The 13,671-nt window shown below is 69.8% G+C and carries 10 protein-coding genes; 4 read left to right on the top strand and 6 right to left on the bottom strand.

Going from position 1 to position 13,671, the window contains the following annotated elements:
* Nucleotides 1-95 precede the first annotated feature (95 nt).
* The gene (gene speA, locus ACESMR_RS05250; RefSeq protein WP_373045676.1) at nt 96-2,015 is read right to left on the bottom strand and encodes a biosynthetic arginine decarboxylase; all 1,920 of its coding nucleotides are present in this window, start codon (nt 2,013-2,015) and stop codon (nt 96-98) included.
* A gap of 154 nt (nt 2,016-2,169) precedes the next feature.
* Nucleotides 2,170-3,933 (bottom strand): monovalent cation:proton antiporter-2 (CPA2) family protein, encoded by a 1,764-nt coding sequence (locus tag ACESMR_RS05255; protein ID WP_373045678.1) that lies wholly within the window; start codon nt 3,931-3,933, stop codon nt 2,170-2,172.
* A 145-nt stretch (nt 3,934-4,078) separates the two neighbouring features.
* Between ACESMR_RS05255 and ACESMR_RS05260 the strand changes: the two genes are divergently transcribed.
* A complete protein-coding gene (locus tag ACESMR_RS05260) occupies nt 4,079-5,233 on the top strand; it encodes an ATP-binding protein (RefSeq protein WP_373045681.1) in 1,155 nt (384 codons plus the stop codon).
* Between the two features lie 26 nt (nt 5,234-5,259).
* Here ACESMR_RS05260 and ACESMR_RS05265 read toward each other — a convergent pair whose 3' ends face one another.
* The 3 genes from ACESMR_RS05265 to ACESMR_RS05275 all read right to left on the bottom strand — a co-directional run bounded on the left by ACESMR_RS05265 (nt 5,260) and on the right by ACESMR_RS05275 (nt 8,922).
* Nucleotides 5,260-6,828 carry a DUF4215 domain-containing protein gene (locus ACESMR_RS05265; RefSeq protein WP_373045683.1) on the bottom strand — a complete coding sequence of 523 codons (1,569 nt, stop codon included), beginning with the start codon at nt 6,826-6,828 and terminating at the stop codon, nt 5,260-5,262.
* Nucleotides 6,829-7,360: 532 nt separating this feature from the next.
* Nucleotides 7,361-8,053 (bottom strand): hypothetical protein, encoded by a 693-nt coding sequence (locus tag ACESMR_RS05270; RefSeq protein ID WP_373045685.1) that lies wholly within the window; start codon nt 8,051-8,053, stop codon nt 7,361-7,363.
* A 146-nt stretch (nt 8,054-8,199) separates the two neighbouring features.
* Nucleotides 8,200-8,922: a transposase gene (locus ACESMR_RS05275; RefSeq protein ID WP_373045686.1), complete on the bottom strand. Its 723-nt coding sequence runs from the start codon at nt 8,920-8,922 to the stop codon at nt 8,200-8,202.
* Nucleotides 8,923-9,111: 189 nt separating this feature from the next.
* On the opposite strand from ACESMR_RS05275, the gene ACESMR_RS05280 reads away from it, so the two are divergent.
* Entirely contained in the window at nt 9,112-9,309 is a 198-nt protein-coding gene (locus tag ACESMR_RS05280; protein WP_373045688.1) for a helix-turn-helix domain-containing protein, read from the top strand.
* A gap of 51 nt (nt 9,310-9,360) precedes the next feature.
* Here the strand turns inward: ACESMR_RS05280 and ACESMR_RS05285 are convergent, their stop codons facing one another.
* Nucleotides 9,361-12,120, bottom strand: coding sequence for an Hsp70 family protein (locus tag ACESMR_RS05285; protein ID WP_373045690.1), 2,760 nt, complete (start codon nt 12,118-12,120; stop codon nt 9,361-9,363).
* 150 nt (nt 12,121-12,270) lie between these two features.
* Between ACESMR_RS05285 and ACESMR_RS05290 the strand changes: the two genes are divergently transcribed.
* Together ACESMR_RS05290 and ACESMR_RS05295 are read left to right on the top strand one after the other, a co-directional pair.
* Complete coding sequence (locus ACESMR_RS05290; RefSeq protein WP_373045692.1) at nt 12,271-13,041, top strand: metallophosphoesterase family protein; 771 nt, start codon at nt 12,271-12,273, stop codon at nt 13,039-13,041.
* A 101-nt stretch (nt 13,042-13,142) separates the two neighbouring features.
* Entirely contained in the window at nt 13,143-13,667 is a 525-nt protein-coding gene (locus ACESMR_RS05295) for a hypothetical protein (protein ID WP_373045694.1), read from the top strand.
* Nucleotides 13,668-13,671: the final 4 nt, after the last annotated feature.

Below are 13,671 nucleotides of genomic sequence, written 5' to 3' on the forward strand. Positions count from 1 at the left end.
GCTCGTTGCTCCTGGAGGGCACGCTTTGGCCCCATGAAGAAGGGCCGCCCTCGCGGGCAGCCCTCCTGAACGTCCCCAAGTCTAGCGGACGACGGTCAGTCGCGCTCCAGATAGGTGTAGCCGGCGAGACCTTCCTCGTACGAACGGAGCAGGTAGCGCGACTCCTCGAGGGTGAGCTTGCCGGTGCGGAGCGCGAGCTCGGTGGACCTGCGCAGCTTCGCCACGAGGTCCTCCTTGCTGTAGCTCACGTACTTGAGGACCTCGGTCACGGTGTCGCCGGGCTCCACGTGATCGATCACGTAGCCGCTCTCGCCCAAGGAGACCTGCACGTCGTTGGTGTCGCCGAAGAGGTTGTGGAGGTCGCCCAGGATCTCCTGGTAGGCGCCGACCAGGAAGATGCCGATGTGGTAGTCCTCGCCGTTCACCCCGTGGAGCTCGAGCACGTCCTTCACGTCGCGGCGATCGATGAAGTGCTCGATCTTGCCGTCGGAGTCACAGGTGATGTCCGCGAGGACGGCGCGGCGGGTCGGCTCCTCGTTCAGGCGGTGGATCGGCATCACCGGGAAGAGGTGATCGATCGCCCACGAGTCGGGGAGCGACTGGAAGACGGAGAAGTTGCAGAAGTAGGTGTCCGAGAGGGTCTTCTCGAGGTGCTCGAGCTCCTCGGGCACGTCGTCGAGCTCCTTCGCCAGCCGCTGGATCTTGTGGCAGAGGCTCCAGTAGATGTTCTCGGCGAGCACGCGCTGATCGAGGGGCAGGTGGCCCAGCGAGAAGAGCTGCAGGCTCTCCTCCTTGAAGTCCACCGCGTCGTGGTAGGCCTCGAGGAGGTTCTTGCGGGTCACTTCCTTGAAGGTCGCGTGGAGGTTCTTCACCACCGGCGACGTCTCCTCGGGGAGCGACTCGGGCACCGGCTTGTTCTCGAACTCCAGGGTGCCGAGCACGTCGACCACGAGCACCGCGTGGTGCGCGACGATGGCGCGGCCGGACTCGGAGACGATGCTCGGCGCCGGGACACCCTCCGCCTCGCAGACCTCCTTGAGCGAGTAGACGATGTCGTTGGCGTACTCCTGCATCGTGTAGTTCATCGACGAGGAGAAGTTGGTCTGCGAGCCATCGTAGTCGACGCCGAGGCCGCCGCCCACGTCGAAGTACTTGAGCTCGGCGCCCGCCTTGGCCAGCTCCACGTAGAAGCGGCCCGCCTCGCGGAGCGCGTTCTTGAAGGAGCGGATCGCGCTGATCTGCGAGCCGAGGTGGAAGTGGAGGAGCTCGAAGCAGTCGAGCAGGCCCCGCTCCCGCATGAAGGCCATCGCCTCGAGGATCTCCGAGGAGGAGAGGCCGAATTTGGAGCGATCGCCGCCGGAGGCTTCCCAGCGGCCCGAGCCACGGGAGGAGAGCTTCACCCGGATGCCGATCCGCGGGCGCACCCCGAGCTTCTTCGAGACCGCGGCGATGAGCGGCAGCTCGGAGAGCTTCTCGACCACGAGGATCACCTTGCGGTCGAGCTTCGAGGCGAGGAGCGCCGACTCGACGTACTCCTCGTCCTTGTAGCCATTGCAGATGATCAGCGCCTCGGGGTTGTCGAGGAGCGCCATCACCGCGAGCAGCTCGGGCTTGGAGCCGGCCTCGAGGCCGTAGTGGTAGGGGCGGCCGGCGCGGAGGATCTCGGCGACGACGCTCGAGATCTGGTTCACCTTGATCGGATAGACGCCGCGGTAGCTGCCCGCGTAGCCGTACTCCGTGATGGCGCGGCCGAAAGCCTCGTTCAGCTCGACCACGCGCTTGCGGAGGATGTCGGTGAAGCGGATGAGCAGCGGCAGGCCGATGCCCCGCTTCTTCACCTCGTCCACGAGATCCTTGAGGTCGGCGGAGGGACCGTTCGGACCGTCGGGATGCACCGCGACGTGGCCCTTTTCGTTCACGCCGAAGTAGGGATTGCCCCAGGTGCGGATCTCGTAGGTCTCGGCGGAGTCGGCAAGGGTCCACTTGCGGGGAGCGGCGTTGGTCAACGGAGGCAACTCCTGTGCACTGTGTCGTCCGTAGGGAAACAGCGCGCGCAGATACGATCAAACGGCGGGGAGATCAATCGACTGCGTGAAACAGCCGCTACCACTGGGCATTTCCCCCGAGCCCGCGGCCCTGCAAAGCCCCCGCCGGAAGGCCCTCCGGACGTCAGCCTGCGTCCCGGTCCTGCTCGAAGAGCCGTTCGAGCTGCGCCGCTGCCCGCTTGGCGCTGGCGACCAGCGCCTCGGGGTTGCCCCGGAGCCCGTACTGCTCCTCGAGGAGCTGCTCGTCGTGGGTCCGGAAGCGGCGCACCGCCTCCCGCGCCTCCGGGCAGCCGAAGCCCACCGTCTCCAGCGTGGCCTGCGCCGCCTCGAGGCTCGAGGCGTAGGTCTCGCGGACCACGTGCTCCACCCCCAGGGCCATCAGGGCCATGGCGTGGTCGCGGTTCCGCGCCCGGGCCACGATCGGCAAGCGCGGGAAGTGGCGGCGCACCACCTCCGCGGTCCGCATCGAGGCCTCCGGATCGTCGATGGCGAGCACGAAGGCCAGCGCCTTCTCGGCGCCTGCGGCCCGGAGCAGGTCCACCCGCGAGGCGTCGCCGTAGTGGATGCGGTTGCCGTAGCGCCGCACGAAGTCGATCTGCGCCGGGCTCGCCTCCAGCGCGGTGAAGTGGACCCGGCGGGTCCGCAGGACGCGGGAGACGATCTGCCCGAAGCGGCCGTAGCCCGCGATGATCACCGCCCCCGGCTCCTCGATGGTGTCGAAGGGCCGGCCGTCGCCCCTGTCCCGGCGGAGCGCCAGCCACTTGTCGCGGAGGGCGAAGAGGAGGGGCGTGGTGACCATCGATCCGGTGACCACCACCACGAGCAGCTGCGCCAGCGAAGGCTCGAAGACCCCGGAGACCGTGGCGAGGGCGAAGATCACGAAGGCGAACTCGCCCCCCTGCGAGAGCGCCATGGCGAAGGCGACGCAGGTGGGGCGATCGCGTTCGGTCAGGAGGCGGCCGAGCACGAAGACGACGCCGAGCTTCAGGGCGACGAGGCCGAGAACGAGGCCGAGCACCAGGAGCGGCCGCTCGATCGCCAGGGCGAGGTTGGCGCTCATCCCCACGGCGATGAAGAAGAGGCCGAGGAAGAGGCCCTTGAAGGGCTCGATGTTCGCCTCGAGCTCGTGCCGGTATTCGGAGTGGGCGAGGAGCACGCCGGCGAGGAAGGCGCCGAGGGCGGCGGAGAGCCCCACGGCCTGCATGAGGAGCGCGGTCCCGATCACCACGAGGAGCGCCGTGGCGGTGGAGATCTCGCGGCTCCTCGTCGAGGCGACGATGCGGAAGATCGGCCCGAGGAGCCAGCGCCCCGCGATCACGACCAGGGCCAGCGCGCCCAGGATGAGGGCGAGGCGGAGCAGCACCGGTTGGCCGCCCTCGCTGCGCGCCGTGCCGAGGAGCGGCACCAGCGCCAGCATCGGGATCGCGGCGAGGTCCTGGAAGAGGAGCACGCCGAAGGCGGCGCGGCCGTGGCCGGTGGCCAGCTCGTTCCGCTCGCCGAGGAGCTGGAGCACGAAGGCGGTGGAGGAGAGCGAGAGGCCCAGGCCCGCCACCACCGCCACCCACGGGGCGAGGCCGAAGGTCCAGGCGATGGCGGCGACGAGCGCCGCGGTGATCCCGACCTGCGCCGCGCCGATGCCGAAGACGAGGCGGCGCATCTGCCACAGGCGCGCGGGCTCGAGCTCGAGGCCGATGAGGAAGAGGAGGAGCACCACGCCGAACTCGGCGAAGTGGAGGGTCTCCTCGACCTCCTGGACGAGGCCGAGGCCGGCTGGACCGATCAGGGCGCCTGCGGCCAGGTAGCCGAGAACGGTGCCGAGGCCGATCCGCTTGAAGATCGGCACCGCGATCACCGCTGCGGCGAGGAAGAGGGCGGACGTGGTCAGCATGGCGCGCTCCGGGAGGCGCCGACCTATACCCTCCCGCGGCCCGGGCAGACCACAACGGGCAGCCCGGACCGCAGTGCGTGGTCCGGGCGCGAGGCAGTGAGCAACCATCCCGGGCAGGCGTTGACGAGGAGCAAGGGGGGCTCGCGTGGACGCATCCTTTTCCGGGTTGGACGTGGGGGCGGTGTGCCCGGACGTCGAGGCCGAGGCGCGGTCTCCGGGTGTTGCGGACGAGGACGCGGCCGATCTGCTGCGGCAGGCGCGGGAGACGGAAGCGATCCTCGAGACGATCGTGCGCGACGCGCCGATCGGCATCGCTTTCCTCGACCGTGAGCTCCGCTACCGCGTGGTCAACGAGGCGCTGGCGTCGATCAACGGCCTCCCGGCGCAGGAGCACCTCGGGCGATCGCTGCGCGAGGTGCTGCCCGAGATCCCGACCGAGCCGATCGAACGCCTCGCCCGGCAGGTGATGGCGTCGGGGAAGCCGCTCGTGGGTCTGGAGGTGGAGGGCGCGACGCCGGCAGCCCCGCGGCAGCGCCGCCACTGGGTGGAGCATTGGTACCCGGCGCGGGTCGGCGACGAGGTGATCGGGATCGCGGCGCTGGTGCAGGACGTCACCGAGCAGCGCCGGAGCGAGCGGGCGCGCTCGATGCTGCTCGGCGTGCTGGGCCACGATCTGCGCAATCCCCGCGGCGCGATCCGGATCTCCGCCGCCCTCCTCGCGAGCAGGACGGACGACCCCACGCAGATCGCCAGGGCAGCGGGGCGGATCGAGGCAGCTGCCCTGCGCATGGACGCGATGATCTCCGATCTGATCGACTTCGCGCGCGGCAACCTCGGCGGCGCGGCCATCCCCCTCACCCGCCGGCAGGCCGATCCTGCGGCGATCGCGGCGGTGATGGTGGAGGAGCACGCGCTTCTCGCCGGCGGCGAGCCCGTGCAGCTCACCTGCAGCGGCGACGCGACCGGCGCCTGGGACGAGACGCGCCTCTGCCAGCTGATCGGCAACCTGCTCAGCAACGCGCACCGCCACGGGGCGCCGCCCTACTCGCTCGCCGTGCACGCCGGTGAGGCGAGCGTCTCTATCGAGATGACGAACGGCGGCAAGCCGATTCCGGCAGAGGAGCAGCCGCACCTCTTCGAGCCCTTCCGCCAGGGAGCGCAGGCGCAGGGGCGCGAGGGCCTGGGCCTCGGGCTCTACATCGTCTCGGAGATCGTCCGCGCCCACGGCGGCACCATCGCGGTGCGCTCGGACGAGAACGCGACCTGCTTCTCGATCGCGCTGCCCCGGCGCCCTGCCTAACGGCGGCGCCTGCGGGGCTTCCGCTTTCACGGCGACGGCTGGGGGTAGAGCGGCACGTCGCCGGCATTGGTTGGAGGCTCGCCGAGGCTTACGTCCTGGCCATATCCGAGGACGTATTGGTAGTCCCCACCTCCCCAGCAGCGAACGCCGCCGTGCTCGAGCAGGGCACAAGTATGGTCGAAACCGGCGATGAGCTGGACGGCTTTGCCGCCGATGTCGACGTCCGGCGGTGGCATTTCTCCGGGCTCGTCGCCGAGGGCGAACGAGCTACCTTCCGGATCGGTTCGGTCAAACATGTCGCCGTAGCCCAGCTGGCCTTCCGCCAGTCTGCCCCAGCAGCGAACCTTCCCGGTGGCGAGCAGCGCGCAGGTATGGCTACGACCGACGGCGACCTGCACCGCCGGCTCGCCAAGTTCGACTGGTCCTGCGTCCGCCGGTGTCTCGTCGTCGCCGATGGTCTCGACACTGCCAGATCCAAGCCGGCCGTCTGCACCGTTACCCCAGCAATACACCGAACCGTTCTCGAGTACCGCGCAAGCGTGCTCGTAGGCCAGACTGAGCTGCAGGGCGGCACCACCGAGGTTCACGTCGTCTGCATCCTCCACTGCGACAGGAGCAATGCTGCCGTACCCGGGGTATCCGGTTGTCGTCGAGGTCCAGCATTTGACGTTGCCCGCTTCGAACAGCGCGCAGCCATGGAAATCCCCGATAGCGAGCTGACGGACCACGCCGAATTGGCCGAGAACTTCCAGTCGGTGGTTGCGGCTGGGAGGCGGTGTTCCCCAGCAGTGGACCTCCCTGTCATCCAGCAGGACGCAACTCTGCCATGGGCTGGCGAAGATCGCCGTGGCGGCGCCGTTGCCAAGCGGGAGTTCGGGCGGCGGCATCTCACCGGGTTCGTCGCCGACGGTTGTATCCGTTGAGCCAGGCCCGAGTTGCCCCCGGTGGTTCCGTCCCCAGCAGCGGACGCTGCCCGTCTCCAACAACACGCACGCATGGCGGCCTCCCATGGCTAGTTGGACCGCCCGGCCTCCGGTATCGACGTCACCGAAGGCGCCGGCAGGCTCATCGTCGCCCAGAATCTCCTCGAGGCCGTAGCCGAGCTCGCCGAATCCGTTCGATCCCCAGCAACGCACGTTGCCCGCGTCGAACAGGGCACAATTGTTGCCGAGCCCAGAAGCCAGCTGAACCACATCGGGGAAGCTGCAATCGGCGTCGCAGCCATCGTCATCGGCCGCGTTTCCATCGTCGCAGGATTCACCGGGGTCGACCACACCGTCGCCGCATTGCGGCAGCGTGCAGTCGCTTCGGCACGCCCCGGTTTCCGCATCGGAGTTGCGTTCTCCGTCGTCGCACGCCTCCGCGCCGGTCTGTACCGTGCCATCGCCACACCGGGCTAGCCTGCAGTGGACGCAAGCGTCGGCATCATCCTCGTTGCCGTCGTCGCACTCCTCCACGCTTGCGGAAACGACTCCGTCTCCGCAGACGCCCTCGCAGGAACCGCCGCTGCAATCGACATCCGGGTCGTCGCTGCAGCCAGCGAGCTGCAGCGACAGCACGGCAAGAGCGAAGATCCGCTTGGCCGTCGACCTCATCCCTCTTGCCTGGGCACGGGAGCGACGTCGATGCCGTCGGTCACGAAGAAGGCATCCGACCTGCCCATGCGGAGCGTCGGAACGGCAACCGGACCCGTCTCAGCAGAGAACTCGAACGGTGCGCGCCAGCTGCCGACTGCTCGCAGAGAGCTTTTCGTCATCACTCACCCCTGGAGCAGACATTCCGCACAGTTAGTTACTGAAAGGCGCGGCGGTTGGTCAACCGCGACCCCTCGCCTGGCCAACTAGCGTTGGGCAATGGGTTCGAGCGACACGTGGTTCCATCGCGGGGCACGAGCACGCGCCCGGCCGCGGCACATTCGAGAGGAAGCGGCGGCGTCTCGACGCAGAGCGCGGCAGTGATTGAGGCGGAAAAGGCCTTCGGCTCGAAGCCCGCGAGCTAGATGCTCTCAAACAGGCGGTACACCACGCAGGCTGCTTCGGAGTTGCCGGCTTACGTGCCCGGGCACGGCGCAAGGAGTTGCCGGCCGAGTACGGACTGGCGCGCCGGTTCGTGTCGCCGCCGTGCCGCTCAGCGGCGGCGCTTGCGGGGCTCTGCCGCCTTCACCGGCCAGGTGCCGGCGAGGAGCGCCTCGCAGGTCGTGCCCTCGGGAACCGGGGCGTAGGCGAAGGTCCCCTCCACCGCGTCGCGGGTATCGGAGGCCATCATCTTGAGGCAGGCGCCCTCGGCGTCGAGGGTCTTCTGGTCGGAGATGGCGCGGGTCTCACCGACGAGGCCGCCCCGCTCCTCCCTGCCCCGGAGCTTCGTCCTGCTGTCGGAGGTGACGAAGAGCTTGCCGGAGCAGAGCGGTGCGTCGACCTCCATCGTCGCGCCGGGCTTGCCGTCGCCGTCCGCGTCCTCGGCCTTCCAGCCGGAGAGGAAATCGGCGTACCAGCGATCCCCCTTCTTCTGGAGGGCGAAGCTGGCGGGCGGCAGCTTCGGCTCCGCGCCGGGGAGGAAGGAGACCTTCACCCCGGCTGCTGGCGCGATCGCGACCCTGCAGGCGCGCTGGACGAGCTTGAGCGTGCCGTCGGCGGCGCGCTCCACCTCGGCGAGGACGAAGGAGTCGGTGCGCGTCTCCACGTCGCCGAGCACGGGCACGTCCCGGGCCCCGACCACCACCTGGTGGCCTGCCCAGAGCTCGCGCTTCGGCGCCTCCTCCGCGGCGGCTGCGAGGGGCGCTGCGAGGGAGAGGGCAAGAGCGACGGTGCGGCGGAGCTTCACGAGGCGGGACCTTTCTGCACGGCGATCGGTGATCGGTAGCACGCTCTGCCGGGATCCGGAACGGCCGGCGCGCGAGGCGCATGCCCGCTCGCTGGTGCATCGGACGACCGCTTCGCATCTCGCCTCGCCACCGGCGCGCTGCCAGGTCACGCGGGGAAGGCGAACGCAGGCACCGTCTTCTTCGGGCGTGCCCGGCGCCAGCCCTTCTCGAGCAACCAGCTCGCCGGCGTGGCCACAGGTGGGCTGCCGTCGTCGAAGGTCCGCCACCAGGCCGTCTCGTCGCCGATCTGCTCGTGCGAGACCGCGAAGCGATCCACGTAGCGCGAGACGGGCCGCCCCTGCCGCTCGGCGTGGATGTGCGTGTTGCCGAGCACGTAGTCGATGGCGTTCCGCGCTTCCGTGGGCGAACCGAGGGCGTGCGCGTGGAAGCGATCGGCAAAGACCTTCCCCGCGCGGCCCATCAGCCGGTTGAGCCCCTTCGCGATTCGCACCCCGAGCCCCTGCATCGCGCTCGAGAGCGCCGGCGTACCGTTCGCCTCGACGATGAGGTGCAGGTGGTTCCCCTGCACCGAAACGTGCGTGATTCGTGCGCCGAAGCGCTCCACCGCAGGCCGGAAGGCGCGGAGGAGCACGCGGAAGCTCCGCTTCGACTGCATGCTCCAGACGTGATCGAGCACCCGCCAGGTGACAAGCACCGGGTGGTCCTCGCCGAGTACGGGGCGACGGCGGTGCTTCACCTGCGGCCGTGGGGCGACGCGCTTGCGGCCCGCACCCGTGCGCTTCCCGCCGTGCGTGACCCGCTCCTGCAGCGGCAGGTCCTGCTGGCCCTTCTTCCGGCTCCGCCGCCTCTTCTGCTGCACGCGCGCCATCACCGCCCCCTCGGTTGACTGGGCATAGATTCTCACAGCGGGCGATCTGCGAACAGACCCCGGCTGGGTCAGCAAAGGTCCAGACCGGATAGATTCGTTACGAAGTAGCCCATCGACATGCGTGACACTTCAATTCTCTAGCCCAACGACATCCGTGACACTTGCCGGATGCCTTGGAACGAGACTGACGTGAGCAAGGAACGCATGAAGTTCGTGCTGGAATGGGAGCGCCGCTGGGACGAAGGCGAAGGCCGCGTGAACATGGCGGAGCTCTGCCGGGTCTTCGGGATCAGCAGACCGACGGGATGCCGCTGGGTCGAGCGCTATCGCCGGGTCCAGACTCGTGTCGAATCGACCGTCGAAAGTCCGTGCGCGGCTGGCGCGTGACGAACGGTTGCGTTCGCTCCGCCTTCGGCTCCGCTGAAGCGCTTGTTTCACTCAGCCCAGGCGCAGGCCTGCGGGCAGCGTGTCGCCGAAGACGCGCATCTCGTCGGCCATGGAGAGCTCGACCTGCTCGCGGACCATGCGGACCCAGCCTTCCGGTGCGTTGGCGCTCTCGAGGCGCTGCGCCACCCGCTCCCGCAGCTCCTCCGGGAGATCGCGCCCACGGTCGCCGGTGACCCGGGCGATCTGGGCGGCGGCGAAGGAGGCGCCGTCGGTCTTCTTCCAGTCGAGCTTGCTGAGGAGCTCGATCCACGCGCCCGCGACGTCGGGCGGCACCACGTCGTGGGCCGAGCCGGCGAAGGGCTGCCTGGCGCCGAGGCGGCCCAGCGGCCACCACGACTTGTTGGTCCCCTCGAGGCGGTGGAGCACCCAGCGGCCGACCTCGACCTTCTCGGTGGCAGGGATGCGCTCGAGGGAGGCGGCGAGGCGCAGCATCTCGTCGAAGCCCTCGGCCTTCGGCCCCTTGGGCTTCGGGGGGAAACGTCCCTCTGGCGGCTTGAGCCACGGCCGCACGAAGTCGAGGATCTGCCTCTGCTGCCCGGCGGTGAGGCCGCCGACCACACGCCGCCAGAGGATCCACCACTCGGACCAATTCTGCTTCTCGGTGGTGTACTGCACGTGCTGCTGCCAGACCTTCCAGAGCTCGCCGACCCGCCACTCGTCCAGCGGCGCGCCGAAACCGGGCCGGAGGCAGAAGCCCGCGAGCTGGAACCAGACCCGCTCGTGATCGGCGGTGCGCCTGCGCTTCTGCGCGCCGCCCCAGACGATTCCCCAGAGCTCGCGGTTGACCGCGCTCGACCACTCGTTGCGGTCGCCGATGATCTTCTCGAGGTTGCGCCAGAGGCTCTTGATCTCCCGCGCCTCCACCGGCTGCGCCTTCTTGCCGTAGCAGAGCTCGACGGCGCCCTTCGCCTCCTCGAAGCGCTTCGGCAGCTGATCGATCGGCGCCACCGCAGCGCCGCCGCCGGCCTCCTCGCCGCGGAGCGAGAATTCGAGGCGCCAGCGCCTGTCGGCCTCGCCGCGGAGCGAGAGCTCCAGCGTGCCGATCTCGGTGAGCGCCGAGCCGAGGCGCACCGGCACGGTGACCACCTGCCCGGCCTTCGGCGCCGGCGCGTCGGCGTCGGCGCGGATCACCGAGTGGAGCGGCGGCAGGGGCTCGAGCTCGTCGTCGATCCGCACGATCTCCCCGACGGTGTCGTGGCGATCGCCGATGTACGAATAGAGCGGGAAGGTCACCGGTCTGCCGATCACCAGCTGGAAGGTGCGGCCGGGCACCTCCGCCTCGGTGCCCTCCTCCATTCCCCGCTGCACCACGCAGATCGCCTGCTTCGCGCCGCCCTCTCCCTCGACGCCGACGTACCAGGCGCGGGGCGAGCCGCCGCTGATCTTCACGCCGAAGCCGCGCCGCACGAGGCCGTAGTAGGCGGCGCCGCGGGCCACGGCGAGATCGAGGGAGGCGTGGGTGAAGAGCGGCACCGCATCGCCGAACCAGCCGGCGAGGACCTGGCCGAGGCGCGCGGTGATCGCCGGCGCGTTGAAGACGCCGCCGTTGAGCAGGAGCGCATCGGGGCGCGGCAGCCCCTCGTGGATGGTGACGCCGGTCTCCGCTGCCGCCTGGACGTGGCGGCGGAGGAAGCCGTTGATGTGGCGGGAGATCCCCGGGTCGCTGGCGTAGGGCAGACCGAGCTCGGTGAGACCGGCGCGCCCTTTGCGCTGCGGCGTCTCGTCGATCCGGGTGAGCGGCAGGAAGCCGTCGAGGAGGATGCCTTCCGCTTCGTCGCGCGGAAGCTTGTGGGTGAGCGCGCCGCCGATGAGCTTCGTCCCCCGCCCCACCGCCGCGACGCCGTATTCCGGCGGCGCCGAAGGGGCGAGGAGCGCCTCCTTGGCGAGGCGCGAGGCCTGCACCAGCGCCGACCACTGCGCCGCGTCGAGCTTCGCGCCGAGGGCGGACTCCACGTGGCGGGCCAGGGTGACGTCCATGTTGTCACCGCCGAGCATCAGGTGCTCGCCGACGGCGATCCGCTCGATCTTCGGCGGCCCGCTCCCCTGCGGCGTGAGCTTGACCAGGGTGAGGTCGGTGGTGCCGCCGCCGACGTCCACCACCAGCGCGAGCCGCGCCTGCCCCACCGCTGCGGCGAGGGCCTCCTCGTTCTGCTGGAGGAAATCGTAGAACGCCGCCTGCGGCTCCTCGAGCAGACGCAGGCGCTCGAACCCCGCCTCCCGCGCCGCCTGCACCGTGAGCTCCCGGGCCACCTCGTCGAACGAGGCCGGAACGGTGAGCACCACCTCCTGCAGCGCGAGCGGCGCCTCGGGGTGGGCGGCGTCCCAGGCCTCGCGGACGTGGGCGAGGATCCGGGCGGAGGCGGTGACCGGCGCGATCTTCGCGACGCCCTCCGGCGCGCCCCACGGCAGGATCGCCGCGGTGCGGTCGACGCCGGCGTGGGAGAGCCACGATTTGGCGGAGGCGACGAGACGTCCGGGGACCTTCGCCCCCAGCCGCCGCGCCAATTCGCCGACGACGAAGGGGGGCTCTTCGCCCCAGGGGAGACGGGTGCCTCCTGCTGGCAGCTCCCCTTCCGCCGGCAGGTAGACCGCGGACGGGAGGAGATCGAAGGGCGCCGCCTCGCCGGGGGCGACGAGCTGCGGCACCCGGAAGAGCTGGATCTGCACCTTGCCCACCGGGCTGAAGGCCACCGCCGAGTTGGTGGTGCCCAGGTCGATGCCGACCACGTACCGGGGCTTCGCCGCTGCCATCGCCGCTCCTCCAGACAAGGGGCGAAAAGGCATGCCCCGTCAGAGGCGTCGAATGCAACGGTTTTGCACCGCCGACGTGCACCTCCCTGCCCCGATGCATAAATCCCGGCGGTGAAGGGGTTTCGGTTGGCGGGTTGGTTGGGGATCGGGTTGGCGCTCGCGGGGTGCGACGCGTTTCGCGTCCATCCCTATGCGGTACCGCAGGACGACGCCCACCGGGACCGCACCGAGAAGAACCTGCGGCGCCTCGCGGCGATCGAACCGGGCGAGACCTTCGTCTTCGCGGTTCTCGGCGACTCGCAGCGCTGGCAGGACGAGGTTCCGCCGGCGGTGAAGAGTGTCAATGCCGACCCGTCGGTGGCGTTCGCCATCCACGTCGGCGACATCACCGAGTTCGGCCTCGCCCGCGAATACGTCTGGCAAAACGAGTACCACGACGAGCTCGACGTGCCCCTGCTCACCGTGGTCGGCAACCACGACCTGCTCGGCAACGGCGGCACGATCTACGACTCGGTCTTCGGGCCGCGGAACTACACCTTCCTCTTCGGCCGCACGAAGTTCGTGATGCTCGACACCAACGGCCGCGAGTACGGCTTCAACGGCTCGGTGCCCGACATCGCGTGGCTGGAGCGGGAGCTCCTGCCCGATCCCACCTGGGACGAGGCGATCGTCGTCGGGCACGTGCCGCCGGACAACGGCGACTTCGATCGCCAGCTCGAGGAGCCCTACTACGCGGCGCTCTACCGCTGGGGCAACGTCGTCCTCTCGCTGCACGGCCACGTGCACAGCTATCGCGAAGAGTTCCTCGACGACGGGAACATCCTGCTCGTCACCGCCGACAAGATGGAGGCGCGGACGTGGACCCGGATCACCGTCGGCCCCGACGGGATCGGCGTGATCGCGGAGGAGGTGCCGTTCTGAACCGCCTCCTCGCCACGGCGCTGCTGCTCTTCGCGCCCGCGCTTGCCGGTGCGCAGGAAGGGGAGGCTTCCGCGGCGGCGTCGGAGCCCGAGGCCGGGGACGTGGAGGAGCCCGGGCCCTGGTGGGCGCCGGCCCATCTGCAGCTGCAATACGCCGGCAACATCGGCTGGCTCTCCGCAGGGCCGGGCTGGGCGTGGTGGCAGCAGCGGCTCCAGTTCTCGCTCCTCCTCGGCTACGTGCCCGAGTTCGTGGGTGGACCGATCACCGGTGCCGCGGCGAAGCTCACCGTCGCCCCCTTCGAGATCGACGCCGGCAACGAGATCTTCGTCCGCCCGCTCCGGATCGGCAGCCTCGGCCACTACACCTTCGGCGACGACTACTTCTTCAAGCAGCCCGCGGACAAATACCCGCCGAGCTACTACGACTACAGCACCGCCTTCCGCATCGCCGCCTTCGTGGGGGCGAGCGTCGGCACCACCCACGACGTCGGCTTCCTCGAGCGGATCGAGCTCTACGGCGAGCTGGGCACCACCGACCTCGAGTTCTTCCTCCACGTCGACAACCCCGACACCCGGCCGCTCTTCGACGCCTTCCACCTCGCCCTGGGCACGCTGCTCTGGTGGTGAAGCT

The organism is Vulgatibacter sp. (assembly GCF_041687135.1).
GTDB lineage: Bacteria > Myxococcota > Myxococcia > Myxococcales > Vulgatibacteraceae > JAWLCN01.